The sequence below is a fragment of the Pseudomonas yangonensis genome (genome assembly GCF_009932725.1).
In the GTDB taxonomy this organism is placed as follows: domain Bacteria; phylum Pseudomonadota; class Gammaproteobacteria; order Pseudomonadales; family Pseudomonadaceae; genus Aquipseudomonas; species Aquipseudomonas yangonensis.
In genome coordinates this window covers 189,084-204,369 of record NZ_BLJU01000009.1, presented here as the reverse complement: position 1 = coordinate 204,369, position 15,286 = coordinate 189,084, and the positions used below count along the sequence as shown (strand labels likewise).

Genomic DNA, 15,286 nt, shown 5'->3' with positions numbered 1-15,286 from the left:
ACTGGCGCGCTATCTGCCCAGTGGGCGGCATGCCGTGATCGGCATTCCGTTCCTCTGGCTGTTCATGTTCTTCCTGCTGCCGTTCGTCATCGTGCTGAAGATCAGCTTCGCCGAGGCTGACGTGGCGATCCCGCCGTACACGGAGATCTACGAGTGGGCGGACAACAAGCTGACGCTGCTGCTGAACTTCGGCAATTACATCTTCCTCACCGAAGACGCTCTATATCTGGCGGCTTACCTCGGTTCGCTGAAGGTCGCTTTCTTCAGCACCCTGCTGTGCCTGTTGATCGGCTACCCGATGGCCTACGCCATCGCCAGGGCGCCGAAGTCGCAGCAGACGGTACTGCTGCTGCTGATCATGATGCCGACGTGGACCGCGATCCTGATTCGCGTCTACGCCTGGATGGGCATCCTCGGCAATAACGGCCTGCTCAACAGCGTGCTGATGGGCATCGGCCTGATCGACTCGCCGCTGCAGATTCTCAACACCAACACCGCGGTCTATATCGGCGTGGTCTATTCCTACCTGCCGTTCATGATCCTGCCGCTCTACGCCAACCTGGTGAAGCACGACCTCAGCCTGCTGGAGGCCGCGTCCGACCTGGGTTCGAGCAACTTCAACAACTTCTGGAAGATCACCGTACCGCTGTCGAAGAACGGCATCATCGCCGGCTCGATGCTGGTGTTCATCCCGGTGGTCGGTGAGTTCGTCATCCCCGAGCTGCTGGGCGGCCCGGAGACCCTGATGATCGGCAAGGTGCTGTGGCAGGAGTTCTTCAACAACCGCGATTGGCCGGTGGCGTCCGCCCTGGCGGTGGTGATGCTGGCAATCCTGATCGTGCCAATCATTCTCTTTAATCGTAACCAAGCTAAAGAGCTGGAGGGCCGCCCATGAAGCGTTTCAGATTCTCCAGCCTCATGCTCTGGGCCGGCCTGATCTTCATCTACCTGCCCATGGTCATCCTGGTGATCTACTCGTTCAATGCCTCGCGGCTGGTAACGGTCTGGGGTGGCTGGTCGGTGAAGTGGTACGTTGGCCTGCTGGACAACTCCCAGCTGATGAACTCGGTGATGCGCTCGCTGGAAATCGCCTGCTACACCGCCATTGCGGCGGTGGCCCTGGGCACCCTGGCGGCCTTCGTGCTGACCCGCATCACCCACTTCAAGGGGCGCACGCTGTTCGGTGGTCTGGTCACCGCACCGCTGGTGATGCCGGAAGTGATCACCGGTCTGTCGCTGTTGCTGCTGTTCGTGCTGATGGCGCAGCTGATCGGCTGGCCGATGCAGCGCGGCATGGCCACCATCTGGATCGCCCACACCACATTCTGCTCGGCCTACGTGGCGGTAGTGGTGTCGTCGCGCCTGCGTGAGCTGGACATGTCCATCGAAGAAGCGGCCATGGACCTGGGTGCACGGCCGTGGAAGGTGTTCTTCCTGATCACCGTGCCGATGATCGCGCCATCGCTGGCAGCGGGCGCCATGATGTCCTTCGCCCTGTCGCTGGACGACCTGGTACTGGCCAGCTTCGTATCCGGCCCGGGCTCGACCACCCTGCCGATGGAGATCTTCTCTGCCGTGCGCCTGGGGGTTAAGCCGGAGATCAATGCGGTGGCCAGCCTGATCCTGCTGGCGGTGTCGTTCGCCACCTTCCTGGCCTGGTTCTTCGCCCATCGTGCCGAGGAAAAACGCAAGAAGGCCATGCAGCAGGCGATGGACGAGACCACCAATCCGTCCTGGCAGCCGGCCGGCAGTCAAAGCAGCAGTCACTGAGCTGCAGGCTGAAAACCAAAACGGGCCCCGCAGGGCCCGTTTTTCATGGGTGTGTGGGAGGGGCTTTAGCCGCGACGTCCACGCTCGCCGCTGAAGCGCCTCCCACGGCTGTGTACCCGATTATTTCACCAGCGCCTTCCACGCCTTGAGGCTGCTTACGATCTGCGCCTGGGTCGCGCGCAGCTGACGCTGCTCGTCGTCCAGTTTCTGCTGCGCCAGGCCATACAGCTTGTTCAGCTCGCCATACAGGCGGTCGACCTCGGGCACCTCCAGCACGCCACGGGCCAGACGCAGCCAGACCAGCAGGCGCTCCAGGCGCGGCATCTGTTCGGCCAGGTCTTCCGGCTGCTGCTGGTAGCGACGCAGCTGCAGGGCAGCGCCTTCTTCGCCCAGCAAAGTCGGCAGCCAGTTACCCAGCGCGGCGTTGCCCTGGCGGGTGCCACGGTTGTTGCGCTCGGTGGTCCAGCTGCGTAGCAGCAGCCAGTGCGACAGCTTCAGCGACAGCAGGCCCCAGCGGCAGCTATCCAGTTCGGCGGCAAACAGCGCCGGAGCGTTGCGCCGCATGCTGTCGTCGTCCTGGCCAGCCGCCAGGCGCGGACGCCAGTCATCGAGCAGCGCATCGAGCGCTTCGCGCAGCTCACGCGAGCTGGCGCGGGGCGCGGCCTGGCCGAGGCTGGCGAGCAGCGCGCGCAGGTCGATCAGCTGCTCCAGCCATTGCTGCAGCAGGCTCCAGTGACCGTTCCAGCGATACTGCTCGGCCAGGCGCTGGCTAGCGCCGAGCAGATGCCAGGCAAGCGCGGCGAAGGCGTCGTCCAGGCTCATTTCGCCATTCAGGGCAGGAGCGGGCAGGCTCAGGCTGTAGCTGCCGGCATCGAACAGTCGATAGCCGCGCTCGGCCTTGCTGATGTCGCACGGCATCAACGGCAGATCGGCGGCCAGCTCGCAGGCCAGCTCCAGCAGCGCCGCCGGTTCGCCCTGGCGCAACTCCAGCTCCAGCTCGCAAATCTCTTCTTCGCCTTCGCCGGCGATCACCTTGCCCAGGTCCAGTGCGGCCTCGATGACTACCTTGGCCTTGCCGCGACCCCAGGCGATCTCGGCCTTCTCGCGGACGAAATCGGTGGTGAACAGCGGCTGCAGGGTTTTCTTGTCCAGATCGGCCAGGCTGGCCGGCCAGCAGCTGTCGTCGAGCTTTTTCAGGTCCAGCTTGGCCTTGCTCAGGTGCCAGTCCCATTCGTTGCGCTCGGACAGGCCGGCGACGCTCTGGCCGCGGCTTTTCAGCGTCTGGATGAACTGTTCGCCATCGCGGCGCAGACGCAGGGCGACCTTGGCATTGGCCAGGTCGCGATCCGGCGTGTCGTAGTACTGATTGAACAGCTCGCCGCGCTGCCAGCCGCTCTTGTTGCGCTTCTTCAGCAGCGGGTGCTCGCGCAGGGCTGCCAGGGTGGCGCGGCTGACGCGCAGTTTGATTTCGGTTTCTTTGGCCATGATGGAGAGCTAGAACGCCTTTTATGAAAATGTGACAGACCGATGACGCGCGCTGGCGGATGGCGAAGCCGGTCCCTATACTTGCGGCCTTCTCAAAACGGGGGCTTACCCTATGCCTATCAATCCCTTTGTCAGCCTGTTCGGCCGTTCACCCATCGGCCCCATGCAACAGCATATCGCCAAGGCCCACGAGTGCGCGGCGAACCTGGTGCCTTTCTTCGAAGCCGTGATGGCCGAGGATTGGGCCAAGGTTGAACAGGTACAACAGGAGATGTCCCGGCTGGAGCACGAGGCTGACAAGCTCAAGAAAAGCGTGCGCCTGCACCTGCCCAAGAGCCTGTTTTTGCCGGTGCCGCGCTCGGACCTGCTTGAGCTGCTCAGTGTACAGGACAAAGTCGCCAACCGTGCCAAGGACATCGCCGGCCTGATGCTCGGCCGGCAGATGGCCATCCCGCAGCCGCTGCAGCCGCTGATGCGTACCTACGTGCAGCGCAGCGTGGACGCCAGCGCCCAGGCGCTGAAGGCGATGAACGAGTTGGACGAGCTGCTCGAGACCGGTTTCGCCGGCCGAGAAGCCGAACTGGTGGAAACCCTGATCGAGGAGCTCGGTTCGATCGAAAACGATACCGATCGCCTGCAGATCGAGGTCCGTCGCCACCTGTTCAAGCTGGAGAAGGACCTTCCCCCGGTCGATGTGATGTTCCTCTATCAGATCATCGACTGGATCGGCGACGTCGCCGACCGTGCCCAACGAGTGGGCAACCGACTGGAACAACTGCTGGCGCGCTAAGCGCCAGTGTCCTTTCTGGGATCTACGGAAACTAATTTATGTCTCTGATTGCGGACTACGGGCTGGTTCTGCTCGTTCTTGCCTGCCTTTTCGGTTTTTTCATGGCCTGGGGTGTGGGGGCCAACGATGTAGCCAATGCTATGGGTACATCCGTTGGCTCGCGTGCGCTGACCATCAAGCAGGCGATCATCATCGCCATGGTCTTCGAGTTCGCTGGCGCTTACCTGGCCGGCGGGCAGGTGACTGAAACCATCAAGAACGGCATCGTCGACGCCAATCTGATCAGCCCCAATCTGATGGTGCTGGGCATGATGTCGGCCTTGCTGGCTGCCGGCACCTGGCTGCTGGTGGCCTCGACGCGTGGCTGGCCGGTATCGACCACGCACACCATCGTCGGCGCGGTGATCGGTTTCGCTGCGGTCGGCGTGTCGATGGACGCGGTGCACTGGAGCGGTGTCGGCCCCATCGTCGCCAGCTGGGTGGTCACGCCGATGCTCGCCGGGATCATTTCCTTCTGCCTGTTCGTCAGCGTGCAGAAGCTGATCATCGACACCGAGAATCCGTTCATGAACGCCAAGCGCTACGTGCCCTTGTACATGTTCATCACCGGTTTCATGATTTCGCTGATGACCATGACCAAGGGGCTCAAGCATGTCGGCCTGAACCTCTCCAGCACCGAGGGCTTTCTGCTCTCGATCGGTATCGGCGTGCTGGTCATGCTGATCGGTATCGCGCTGCTCAGCCGCATCCATGTCGACGCCGAAGCCGACAAGGCTTTCCACTTCTCCAGCGTGGAGAAGGTGTTCGCCATCCTGATGATCTTCACCGCCTGCTCCATGGCCTTTGCCCACGGCTCCAACGACGTGGCCAACGCAGTCGGCCCGTTGGCGGCCATCGTCGGCGTGATCCAGAGTGGCGGCGAGCTGGCCGCTGGCGAAAAATCGCTGGTGCCCGGCTGGATCCTGCTGCTGGGCGCGCTGGGTATCGTCGTCGGCCTGGCGACATACGGCTACAAGGTGATCGCCACCATCGGCAAGGAAATCACCGAGCTGACCCCCAGCCGCGGTTTCGCCGCCGAGCTGGCTGCAGCCACCACTGTGGTCAGCGCCTCGGGCCTGGGCCTGCCGGTATCCACCACCCATACCCTGGTCGGCGCCATTCTCGGTGTCGGCCTGGCGCGCGGCATCGGTGCGCTGAACCTGGGCATGATCGGCAAGATCTTCCTGTCCTGGATCATCACCCTGCCGGCCGGTGCGATCCTGTCGATCGTCTTCTTCTTCATCCTGCGCGCATTGTTCGGCGGAGTCTGATTCCACTTCGGCGGTTTCACCGACAGGACGATGCCCCTATGATGGGGCATCGTTTTTTGGAGAGCGCCGATGCCCCTGCCGTCCTTCCGAGAGCAGTTCGCCGCGCTGATCGCAGCGCCATCGGTGAGCTGCACCCAGCCCGACTGGGATCAGAGCAACGCGCCGGTCATCGAGCTGCTCGCTGCCTGGCTCGGTGACCTGGGCTTCACCTGCGAAACCCAGCAGGTCGCCCCGGGCAAGTTCAACCTGCTCGCCAGTTATGGCTCCGGCCCCGGTGGCCTGGTGCTGGCCGGGCACAGCGATACCGTGCCCTTCGATGCCGCCCTGTGGCAGACCGACCCGCTCAAGCTGAGCGAAGTGGGCGACCGCTGGGTGGGGCTGGGCAGTTGCGACATGAAAGGCTTCTTCGCCCTGGCCATCGAAGCCGTGCGGCCGCTGCTCGACCAGCCCTTCAAGCAACCGCTGCTGATCCTTGCCACCTGTGACGAGGAGAGCTCCATGGCCGGTGCCCGCGCCCTGGCCGATGCCGGGCGGCCGCTTGGTCGTGCGGCGGTGATCGGCGAGCCGACCGGCCTCAAACCCATCCGCCTGCACAAGGGTGTGATGATGGAGCGTATCGATATTCTCGGCCGCAGCGGTCACTCTTCCGACCCCAGCCTCGGCCATAGTGCGCTGGAAGCCATGCAGGATGTGATGGGCGAGCTGCGCGGCCTGCGCGCCCAGTGGCAGCGCGAATTCAACAACCCGCAGTTCGGCGTGCCACAGCCGACGCTCAACCTCGGCTGCATCCACGGCGGCGACAATCCCAACCGCATCTGCGGGCAATGTGCGCTGGAATTCGACCTGCGGCCGCTGCCTGGCATGGACCCGGAGCAGCTGCGTGAGGCTATTCGCGGCAAGCTGCAGCCGCTGGCGCTCAAGCATCAGGTGCGCATCGACTACGGCCCGCTGTTCCCGGAGGTGCCGCCGTTCGAGCAGCGCGCCGATGCCGAGCTTGTGCGTCTGGCCGAGCGTCTCACGGGGCACAGTGCGCAAGCGGTAGCATTCGGTACCGAGGCGCCCTATCTTCAGCAACTGGGCTGCGAGACCCTGGTACTCGGCCCTGGCGACATCGACTGCGCGCACCAGCCGGGGGAACACCTGGAGCTGGCGCGCATCGAACCTACCGTGGCGCTGCTGCGCCAATTGATCCAGCACTATTGCCTGACCCGGAGCGAAGACGTGCAGCGACGATGAGACCGACCATCTGACCGAAACATGACGGCCATGCCGTCCTACGTCTCTACGTTAATGGATTGCCCATGCACGACTACGTCACCTGGTTACGCCACGCTTCACCCTATATCAACGCCCACCGCGACCGCACCTTCGTGGTCATGCTGCCGGGCGAGGGCGTCGCCCATCCGAATTTCGCCAATATCGTCCATGATCTGGTACTGCTGCACAGCCTTGGCGTGCGCCTGGTACTGGTTCACGGCTCGCGCCCGCAGATCGAGGCACGCCTCGCTGCCCGAGGCCTGACCCCGCATTACCACCGCGACCTGCGCATCACCGATGCGCCAACCCTGGAGTGCGTGATCGATGCGGTGGGCCAGCTGCGCATCACCATCGAGGCGCGTCTGTCGATGGACATGGCCGCCTCGCCGATGCAGGGGTCGCGCCTGCGCCTGACCAGCGGCAACTTCGTTACCGCGCGGCCGATCGGTGTGCTCGATGGCATCGACTATCACCACACCGGCGAAGTGCGGCGCATCGACCGCAAGGGCATCAACCGCCAGCTCGACGAGCGCAGCATCGTGCTGCTGTCGCCGCTGGGGTATTCGCCCACCGGAGAAATCTTCAACCTGGCCTGCGAGGACGTTGCCACCCGCGCCGCCATCGACCTGGGCGCGGACAAGCTGCTGCTGTTCGGCGCCGAGGATGGTCTGCTCGACGAGAGCGGCAAACTGGTGCGCGAGTTGCGTCCGCAGCAGGTGCCGGCGCATCTGGCGCGCCTGGGCAGCAACTATCAGGGCGAGTTGCTCGACGCCGCTGCCGAAGCCTGCCGTGGCGGCGTCAAGCGCAGCCATATCGTCAGCTACGCCACCGATGGCGCACTGCTCAGCGAGCTGTTCACCCGCACCGGTAACGGCACCCTGGTGGCCCAGGAGCAATTCGAATCCCTGCGCGAGGCGACCATCGAGGATGTCGGCGGCCTGATCGAGCTGATCAGTCCGCTGGAAGAGCAGGGCATTCTGGTGCGCCGCTCGCGCGAGGTGCTCGAACGCGAGATCGAGCAGTTCAGCATCGTCGAGCGTGAAGGGCTGATCATCGCCTGCGCGGCGCTCTATCCCATCGCCGATTCCGATTGCGGCGAACTGGCCTGCCTGGCGGTCAATCCCGAGTACCGCCATGGCGGTCGTGGCGACGAGTTGCTCGAGCGTATCGAGGCCAGGGCACGGGCACAGGGGATCAAGACCCTGTTCGTGCTCACCACCCGCACCGCCCACTGGTTCCGCGAACGCGGCTTCGAGCCAAGCAGCGTCGAGCGCATGCCCGCTGCGCGAGCATCGCTGTACAACTACCAGCGCAATTCCAAGGTATTCGAAAAGGCGTTGTAGGCGGGGCGAGAGCGGGCCGCAACTGTAGGAGCGGATTTATCCGCGAGTTTCGCGGCTGAAGCCGCTCCTACGCTGGAGCGATGCAGGAGGCCAAGGCCAAGCATGTAGCCCGGATGCAATCCGGGAGAGCGAGCCAGAATACCCCCGGATTTCAGCCGGGCTACATCTCCACCAGCGCAATCCCAGTGTGCGTTCAGAGACTCAGGCGCTGTGCTGCTGCAGGCGCAGCTGTTCGAAGCCATCGTCCCAGCCGGCCTCCCAGGCCGCAGCAGGGATTTCGTCAGGGTAGGGCTGGCGTGTTCTGGGCTGGCCGGTGAGACCGGCCATATAGCCTTGCTGGTAGGCCTTGGTGAGGCTCTCAAGGCTCCATTGCGGCGTGGCGTCTTCGGCCATGGGCGCTGCTCGTCTATCGTCCTTTACCCGGCAATGCTAGCTTGCCGGGCAGCTCCCGAAGTGGCCGCCCATCCCCGGTTTTGCTCCGCTGGTTGGCTTTGTGATGAGGTCGACCTTTTTGTGGCATGCCATCCCTGGCTGCCACCCGGCGGCCGCTACACCGCCAGCGCCAGGATGCTGGCCTGATAGGCCGCGACGAAGGCGTCGAAATCGCCTTTGGGCTGCGCTTCCAGCTCCGCCTGCTCGGCCAGCGATTGATGAGCGGCCTTCTCGAAGGCCTGCTGCTGCTCCGCGCTGAGCGGTTGCGCGCGGAAGTACTCGGCGTGACGCAGGCTCTGCTGCAGGGCGAAGTCGGTGAAGCTCTGGCCCTGTCGCAGAATCGCCAGCACCTGTGCCGATGGCGTCATCTCCACGTCGGCGACCTTGGCCTGCTGTTGCGCCAGTGCCTCGACATGCGCGCCACTGCCCTGGCTGCGGTCAAGCAGCTCGGCCAGTGGCAGGATGCGTTCGAGCAGCTCGCCGGCCCAGGTCTTGAGTTCCACCTGCTGGCTGCCTTTCTGCAGATGCAGGCCGGGACGACGGCCTTCCTTGACCACCTTGAGGAAGTTGCTGGTGCAGCTGCTGCACTCGCCGTTCTCCAGCAGCGGGCTGTCTTCCAGCGCGCAGAACAGCAGGAAGGCATCGATGAAGCGCGCCTGCGCCACGTCGATGCCCAGCGGCAGGAAGGGGTTGATGTCCAGGCAGCGCACTTCCACGTACTGCACGCCGCGGCTCATCAGCGCCTGGATCGGCCGCTCGCCGCTGTGGGTCACGCGTTTCGGACGGATGCTCGAGTAGTACTCGTTCTCGATCTGCAGGATGTTGGTATTGAGCTGCAGCCACTCGTCGCCGCGCTTGGTGCCGGCTTCGACATAGGCCGGGTAGGGCGTGCCGACGGCCAGACGCAGGCTGTCGGTGTAGCTGGCCAGGTCGTTGTAGCAGGGGGTCAGGCCGGACTGCGCGCTGCTCTGGTAGCCTAGGTCGCTCATGCGCAGGCTGGTGGCGTACGGCAGATACAGCGTACTGGCATCCAGCTCCTGCAACTGGTGCGGGCGGCCGCGCATGAAGCCTTTGTCCAGTGCCGGTGAGGCGCCGAACAGGTACATCAGCAACCAGCTGTAGCGGCGGAAATTGCGGATCAGCGAGATATAGCGAGCCGACTGGTAGTCGCGCGCGCTCTGCTCGCTGCCTTCGCTCTGTTGCTGCAGCTGCCACAGCCCTTCGGGCAGGGAGAAATTGTAGTGAATGCCGGCGATGCACTGCATGGTCTTGCCGTAACGCAGCGCCAGACCTTTGCGGTACACGTACTTGAGGCGGCCGATGTTGGAACTGCCGTAACGGGCGATGGGGATGGTCTCCTCATCCGGCAGCGCGCAGGGCATCGATGGGCTCCACAACAGTTCACCATCGAGCTTGTCGTAGGCGAAGCGGTGGATGTTCTCCAGTTCGGCGAGGGTCGCGGCTGGATCCTTGGCGGTACCGGTGATGAATTCCAGCAGCGACTCGGAGTAATCGGTGGTGATCTGCGCATGGGTCAGTGCCGAGCCCAGCGCCTGCGGATGAGGGGTCAGGGCCAACTGGCCGTCGCGGTCGACGCGCAGGCATTCACGCTCGATGCCGTGCAGGCATTCACCCAGCAGGGACAGGTTGGCCGGCTCGCCGAGCTGGGCCAGGCGGCGGGAGAGAAGATCGCTCAAGATGCAATTCCTAACTGGGCAGTCGCCACAATATGAGGACTGCAGCAGTAAGCTTCAAGCTGCAGGCCACAACTAAAGGCGTAATGCCTTGCAGCTTATGGCCTGCGGCTTGTCGCCGCTTATATGCAGGCGAAGGTGCCTTGTGCCTTGGCGACCAGTTTGTCGCCCTGCAGCACCTCGGCTTCGACCACCTGGGTACGACGCCCGGCGTGCAGCACCTTGGCGTGGCACAACACGCTGCCCTCGGAAACGGGGCGGATGTAGTTGATCTTGCACTCCAGCGTCACGCTGCTCGGACCACCATCGCCCAGGCTGTGACTGGCCTGGCCCATGGCGGTGTCGATCAGCGAGAACAGCGCGCCGCCGTGCAGCTTGCCGTGCAGGTTGCGCAGCTCGTCGGTGAGGGTCAGGCGCACGCGCGCCTCGCCGCCGCCGGCCTGGAGAATCTCCAGACCGAGCAGGCGGGAAAAGGCGCTGCTGGCGCCGACCTTGCCTTCCGTAGTCATTTCTTCAGCTGCTTGGCGTTGGCGAACAGGGCTGCCATGCCGCCGGTGGCGGGAGCCGGTTTGTCCTGGCTGGAGTAGCGCTCGCTGCGCGGCGTATTGCCGCCGCGGTTGCCGTTGCCGCGTTGCCCACCGCGCGCGCCCTCGACTTTCTCGCCGGGGGTGTCGCCCATGCGCATGGACAGGGCGATGCGGTTACGCGGGATGTCCACCTCCATCACCTTGACCTTGACCACGTCGCCGGCCTTGACCGCTTCGTGCGGGTCCTTGATGAACTTCTCCGACAGCGCGCTGATGTGCACCAGGCCGTCCTGGTGCACGCCGATGTCGACGAAGGCGCCGAAGTTGGTGACGTTGGTCACCACGCCTTCGAGCACCATGCCCAGCTTGAGGTCGTTCAGCGTTTCCACGCCTTCCTGGAACTCGGCGGTCTTGAACTCCGGGCGCGGGTCGCGGCCGGGCTTGTCCAGTTCCTTGAGGATGTCGCCGACGGTGACGAGGCCGAAGCGCTCGTCGGTGAACTTGGCCGGATCCAGACGCTTGAGGAAGCCCGAGTCGCCGATCAGCGAGCGGATGTCGCGGCCGGTGTCCTGGGCGATGCGCTCGACCAGCGGGTAGGTTTCCGGGTGCACCGCCGAGGCATCCAGCGGGTTGTCGCCGTTCATCACACGGAGGAAGCCGGCGGCCTGCTCGAAGGTCTTCTCGCCCAGGCGCGGCACCTTCTTCAGCTCGGCGCGCGAGGCGAAGGCGCCGTTGGCGTCGCGGTACTGCACGATGTTCTGCGCCAGGGTCGCATTGAGCCCGGAGATGCGCGCCAGCAGGGCGGCGGAGGCAGTGTTCACGTCCACGCCGACGGCGTTCACGCAGTCCTCGACCACGGCGTCCAGGCTGCGCGCCAGCTTGAGCTGCGACACGTCGTGCTGGTACTGGCCGACGCCGATGGATTTCGGGTCGATCTTCACCAGCTCGGCCAGCGGGTCCTGCAGGCGGCGGGCGATGCTCACGGCGCCGCGCAGGGACACGTCCAGGTCGGGGAATTCGCGCGCAGCCAGTTCCGAGGCCGAGTACACCGAGGCGCCGGCCTCGGAGACCATCACCTTGGTGAGTTTCAGGCCCGGCACCTTCTTGATCAGCTCGGCGGCCAGCTTGTCGGTCTCGCGGCTGGCGGTGCCGTTGCCGATGGAAATCAGGTCGACGCCATGCTTGGCGCACAGCTTGGCGAGGATCGCCAGGGTGCCGTCCCAATCGTTGCGCGGGGCGTGTGGGTAGACGGTGGCGGTTTCCAGCACCTTGCCGGTGGCATCGACCACCGCCACCTTGCAGCCGGTGCGCAGGCCCGGGTCCAGCGCCAGGGTGGCGCGCGGGCCGGCCGGGGCGGCCAGCAGCAGGTCGTGCAGGTTGCGGGCGAACACGCTGATCGCCTCGTCCTCGGCCTTCTCGCGCAGCTCGCCGAGCAGATCGGTTTCCAGGTGGTTGTACAGCTTGACCTTCCAGGTCCAGCGCACCACCTCGGCCAGCCACTTGTCGGCGGCGCGGCCTTGGTTCTGCAGGCCGAAGCGTTCGCCGATCATCAGCTCGCAGGGGTGCAGGGTGCCGGGCAGCTCTTCGCCTACCTTGAGGCTGGCGCTGAGGATGCCTTCGTTGCGCCCGCGGAAGATCGCCAGTGCACGGTGCGACGGCACGCCCTTGAGCGGCTCGTCATGCTCGAAGTAGTCGCTGAACTTGGCGCCTTCGTTTTCCTTGCCCGGCACCAGGCGGGCGCTGAGAGTGGCGTTGTCCTTGAGGAAGGTGCGCAGCTTGTCGAGCAGTGCGGCGTCTTCGGCGAAGCGCTCCATGAGGATGTACTTGGCGCCTTCGAGCACCGCCTTCACATCGGCAAAGCCCTTCTCGGCGTCGATGAAGCGCTCGGCTTCCTGCTCGGGCGCGAGATTCGGGTCGTTGAACAGCGCATCGGCCAGCTCGCCGAGGCCGGCTTCCAGGGCGATCTGGCCCTTGGTGCGGCGCTTCTGCTTGTACGGCAAATACAGGTCTTCGAGGCGTGTCTTGGTGTCGGCCAGGTCGATCTCGCGCTTGAGCTCTGGGGTCAGCTTGCCCTGCTCCTCGATGCTGGCGAGGATCGCCACGCGGCGTTCGTCCAGCTCGCGCAGGTAGCGCAGGCGTTCTTCCAGATGGCGCAGTTGGGTATCGTCGAGGCTACCGGTCACTTCTTTACGGTAACGGGCGATGAAGGGCACGGTGGAGCCTTCGTCGAGCAGGGCCACGGCGGCGGCGACCTGTTGCGGGCGCACGCCCAGTTCATCGGCGATGCGATTGTTGATGCTGTCCATATAAAAACTACCCACTGAAGCGACAGGGCGGCCGTAAACATGCCGGCCAGATACGAAAGCGGCGCATTATAAACACCGCATTCGCGAGAGCTGCGAACCGTTCGGGGAAAAATCTGCTAACAATGGCTCAAGCGCCCATCCATGCGCCTGAGCGATAATGCCGCCACTTGCCGTCCTTAGTACGGCTGTCCAAGGAGACGCCATGACCCAGTCCGCTGCCCCTGCCGCCGAAGGCGAGAAAATTCTCATCGTCGATGATGACGCCCGTCTGCGCCGCCTGCTCGAGCGCTTCTTCGATGAGCAGGGCTACCGGGTACGCGCAGTGGAGAATGTCGAGCAGATGGACCGCCTGCTGGCTCGCGAGCTGTTCAACCTGGTGGTGCTCGACCTGATGCTGCCCGGCGAAGACGGATTGTCTGCCTGCCGCCGTCTGCGCGAATCGAACAACCAGATCCCCATCATCATGCTCACCGCCAAGGGCGATGAGTCCAGCCGTATCCAGGGCCTGGAACTGGGCGCAGACGATTACCTGGCCAAGCCTTTCAACCCGCGCGAGCTGCTGGCCCGCATCAAGGCCGTGTTGCGCCGCCAGGCACCGGTAGTACCGGGCGCACCCGGTACCGAGGACGAGAGCGTGAGCTTCGGTGACTACGAGCTGTCACTGGCCACCCGCGAGCTGAAGAAAGGCGAAGAAGTGCACATGCTCACCACCGGCGAATTCGCCGTGCTCAAGGCTTTGGTGCAGCATGCGCGCGAGCCGCTGACCCGCGACAAGCTGATGAACCTGGCCCGCGGCCGCGAGTGGGATGCGCTGGAGCGTTCCATTGATGTGCAGATCAGCCGCCTGCGTCGCCTGATCGAGCCGGACCCGTCCAAGCCGCGTTATATCCAGACCGTCTGGGGCGTCGGCTACGTCTTCGTTCCTGACGGCAACAAGTGACGCGTAGGAGCGAGCCCTGCTCGCGAATTGAAGCCACGTTTTCGCGAGCAGAGCTCGCTCCTACGGTTCTGCGCTGATGAAAGCCCCCTACTGGTTCCCGCAAAGCTTCTTCGCCCGCACCCTCTGGCTGGTGCTCGTCGTCGTGCTGTTCTCCAAGGCACTGACGCTGGTGTACCTGATGATGAACGAGGACGTGCTGGTCGACCGCCAGTACAGCCATGGTGCGGCGCTTACCTTGCGGGCCTACTGGGCGGCCAACCCCGATGACCGCGACCATATCGCCCAGGCCGCCGGGCTCAAGCGCATCCCGCGCGACAAGGTGCCGGCCAGCGAACAGCACTGGCCCTACAGCGAAATTTTCCAGCGGCAGATGCAAACCGAGCTCGGCCCGGACACCGAAACCCGCGTGCGCGCGACCACACCGCCGGCGCTCTGGGTGCATGCACCGAGTCTCGGCGATGGCTGGGTGCGGGTGCCGATGTATCCGCATCCGCTGCGTGGCCAGCGTATCTGGAGCGTGCTCGGCTGGTTCCTCGGCATCGGTCTGTTATCCACTGCCGCGGCCTGGATCTTCGTGCGTCAGCTCAATGCGCCGCTCAAGCGCCTGGTCTTCGCCGCTCGCCAGCTCGGCCAGGGGCGCAGCGTGCGTCTGCCGGTGAGCGATACGCCGAGTGAAATGACCGAGGTGTACCGCGCCTTCAACCAGATGGCCGAGGACGTCGAGCAGGCCGGCCGCGAGCGGGAACTGATGCTGGCCGGTGTCTCCCATGACCTGCGCACGCCGCTGACGCGCCTGCGTCTGGCGCTGGAGTTCATGGACAACGATTCGGAACTGACCGAGGACATGGTGCGCGATATCGAGGACATGGACGCCATCCTCGATCAGTTCCTCGCCTTCATCCGCGACGGCCGCGACGAGCCGGTGGAAGAGGCCGACTTTCCCGAGCTGGTGCGCGAAACCCTGGCGCCCTACAACCAGGGCGGCGAGCGCGTGCGCCTGTGCCTTGAAGCCATTCCACCCTTCCCGTTGCGCCGGGTATCGACCAAGCGCCTGCTCACCAATCTGGTGGAGAATGCGCTCAACCACGGCGGTGGCGATGCCGTCGAGGTGGTCGCCAGTCTGGCCGGCGATCAAAGCGCGCCCTATGTGGTGTTGAGCGTGCTGGACCGCGGCAACGGCATCGATCCCGCCGAGCTGGACACCATCTTCAACCCCTTTATCCGCGGTGATCGGGCCCGTGGCGGGCGCGGTACCGGCCTTGGCCTGGCCATCGTCAAGCGCATCGCGGCGCTGCATGGTGGCAGCGTCGAGCTGCGCAATCGCAGCGGCGGTGGGCTCGAAGCCCGCGTACGGTTGCCGCTGGGGTTGTTGCTACCGCGCGACGCCGTCTAACCGGCCGTCCAGTCACCACACCCAGGTGCTGGCAATTTG

Annotated in this window: 13 protein-coding genes; 8 read left to right on the top strand and 5 right to left on the bottom strand. The window is 64.7% G+C overall.

The genetic code is table 11. The annotated features are described in order from the left end of the window. Positions 1-13 precede the first annotated feature (13 nt). On the top strand, positions 14-895 hold the full coding sequence (locus GYB81_RS13605) for an ABC transporter permease subunit (protein ID WP_161865848.1): 882 nt from the start codon (positions 14-16) through the stop codon (positions 893-895). Continuing rightward, on the top strand, positions 892-1,770 hold the full coding sequence (locus tag GYB81_RS13600; RefSeq protein WP_161865728.1) for an ABC transporter permease subunit: 879 nt from the start codon (positions 892-894) through the stop codon (positions 1,768-1,770). The genes GYB81_RS13605 and GYB81_RS13600 overlap by 4 nt, the downstream gene beginning before the upstream one ends. 120 nt (positions 1,771-1,890) lie before the next feature. Here the strand turns inward: GYB81_RS13600 and GYB81_RS13595 are convergent, their stop codons facing one another. Continuing rightward, complete coding sequence (locus tag GYB81_RS13595; protein ID WP_161865729.1) at positions 1,891-3,255, bottom strand: CYTH domain-containing protein; 1,365 nt, start codon at positions 3,253-3,255, stop codon at positions 1,891-1,893. 112 nt (positions 3,256-3,367) lie between these two features. On the opposite strand from GYB81_RS13595, the gene GYB81_RS13590 reads away from it, so the two are divergent. The 4 genes from GYB81_RS13590 to argA all read left to right on the top strand — a co-directional run bounded on the left by GYB81_RS13590 (position 3,368) and on the right by argA (position 7,955). Next, positions 3,368-4,045, top strand: a complete 678-nt coding sequence (locus tag GYB81_RS13590) for a TIGR00153 family protein (RefSeq protein WP_161865730.1) — start codon at positions 3,368-3,370, stop codon at positions 4,043-4,045. Between the two features lie 38 nt (positions 4,046-4,083). Next, complete coding sequence (locus GYB81_RS13585; RefSeq protein WP_161865731.1) at positions 4,084-5,355, top strand: inorganic phosphate transporter; 1,272 nt, start codon at positions 4,084-4,086, stop codon at positions 5,353-5,355. Positions 5,356-5,424: 69 nt separating this feature from the next. Further along, the gene (gene argE / locus GYB81_RS13580) at positions 5,425-6,591 is read left to right on the top strand and encodes an acetylornithine deacetylase (protein ID WP_161865732.1); all 1,167 of its coding nucleotides are present in this window, start codon (positions 5,425-5,427) and stop codon (positions 6,589-6,591) included. A gap of 65 nt (positions 6,592-6,656) precedes the next feature. Further along, positions 6,657-7,955: an amino-acid N-acetyltransferase gene (gene argA, locus GYB81_RS13575; protein ID WP_161865733.1), complete on the top strand. Its 1,299-nt coding sequence runs from the start codon at positions 6,657-6,659 to the stop codon at positions 7,953-7,955. Between the two features lie 201 nt (positions 7,956-8,156). On the opposite strand, the gene rmf is transcribed toward argA, so the two are convergent. From rmf to GYB81_RS13555, 4 genes are all read right to left on the bottom strand, one after another. After that, positions 8,157-8,348, bottom strand: a complete 192-nt coding sequence (rmf, locus tag GYB81_RS13570; protein ID WP_161865734.1) for a ribosome modulation factor — start codon at positions 8,346-8,348, stop codon at positions 8,157-8,159. Between the two features lie 155 nt (positions 8,349-8,503). Beyond that, a complete protein-coding gene (gene gshA / locus GYB81_RS13565; RefSeq protein ID WP_161865735.1) occupies positions 8,504-10,084 on the bottom strand; it encodes a glutamate--cysteine ligase in 1,581 nt (526 codons plus the stop codon). 119 nt (positions 10,085-10,203) lie between these two features. Further along, positions 10,204-10,590: a PaaI family thioesterase gene (locus GYB81_RS13560; RefSeq protein WP_161865736.1), complete on the bottom strand. Its 387-nt coding sequence runs from the start codon at positions 10,588-10,590 to the stop codon at positions 10,204-10,206. Then, on the bottom strand, positions 10,587-12,914 hold the full coding sequence (locus tag GYB81_RS13555; RefSeq protein WP_161865737.1) for a Tex family protein: 2,328 nt from the start codon (positions 12,912-12,914) through the stop codon (positions 10,587-10,589). Before GYB81_RS13555 ends, GYB81_RS13560 begins: the two co-directional genes overlap by 4 nt. A 202-nt stretch (positions 12,915-13,116) precedes the next feature. Between GYB81_RS13555 and ompR the strand changes: the two genes are divergently transcribed. Together ompR and GYB81_RS13545 are read left to right on the top strand one after the other, a co-directional pair. Beyond that, positions 13,117-13,854 (top strand): osmolarity response regulator transcription factor OmpR, encoded by a 738-nt coding sequence (gene ompR / locus GYB81_RS13550; protein ID WP_161865738.1) that lies wholly within the window; start codon positions 13,117-13,119, stop codon positions 13,852-13,854. A gap of 76 nt (positions 13,855-13,930) precedes the next feature. Then, positions 13,931-15,247 (top strand): ATP-binding protein, encoded by a 1,317-nt coding sequence (locus tag GYB81_RS13545; RefSeq protein ID WP_161865739.1) that lies wholly within the window; start codon positions 13,931-13,933, stop codon positions 15,245-15,247. Positions 15,248-15,286: the final 39 nt, after the last annotated feature.

What these genes read in the sequence shown, in the direction of transcription:
- GYB81_RS13600 (WP_161865728.1), top strand. Translation starts at nt 892, where the DNA reads ATGAAGCGTTTCAGATTCTCCAGCCTCATGCTCTGGGCCGGCCTGATC.
- GYB81_RS13595 (WP_161865729.1), bottom strand. Translation starts at nt 3,255, where the DNA reads ATGGCCAAAGAAACCGAAATCAAACTGCGCGTCAGCCGCGCCACCCTG.
- GYB81_RS13590 (WP_161865730.1), top strand. Translation starts at nt 3,368, where the DNA reads ATGCCTATCAATCCCTTTGTCAGCCTGTTCGGCCGTTCACCCATCGGC.
- GYB81_RS13585 (WP_161865731.1), top strand. Translation starts at nt 4,084, where the DNA reads ATGTCTCTGATTGCGGACTACGGGCTGGTTCTGCTCGTTCTTGCCTGC.
- argE (WP_161865732.1), top strand. Translation starts at nt 5,425, where the DNA reads ATGCCCCTGCCGTCCTTCCGAGAGCAGTTCGCCGCGCTGATCGCAGCG.
- argA (WP_161865733.1), top strand. Translation starts at nt 6,657, where the DNA reads ATGCACGACTACGTCACCTGGTTACGCCACGCTTCACCCTATATCAAC.
- rmf (WP_161865734.1), bottom strand. Translation starts at nt 8,348, where the DNA reads ATGGCCGAAGACGCCACGCCGCAATGGAGCCTTGAGAGCCTCACCAAG.
- GYB81_RS13560 (WP_161865736.1), bottom strand. Translation starts at nt 10,590, where the DNA reads ATGACTACGGAAGGCAAGGTCGGCGCCAGCAGCGCCTTTTCCCGCCTG.
- GYB81_RS13555 (WP_161865737.1), bottom strand. Translation starts at nt 12,914, where the DNA reads ATGGACAGCATCAACAATCGCATCGCCGATGAACTGGGCGTGCGCCCG.
- ompR (WP_161865738.1), top strand. Translation starts at nt 13,117, where the DNA reads ATGACCCAGTCCGCTGCCCCTGCCGCCGAAGGCGAGAAAATTCTCATC.
- GYB81_RS13545 (WP_161865739.1), top strand. Translation starts at nt 13,931, where the DNA reads ATGAAAGCCCCCTACTGGTTCCCGCAAAGCTTCTTCGCCCGCACCCTC.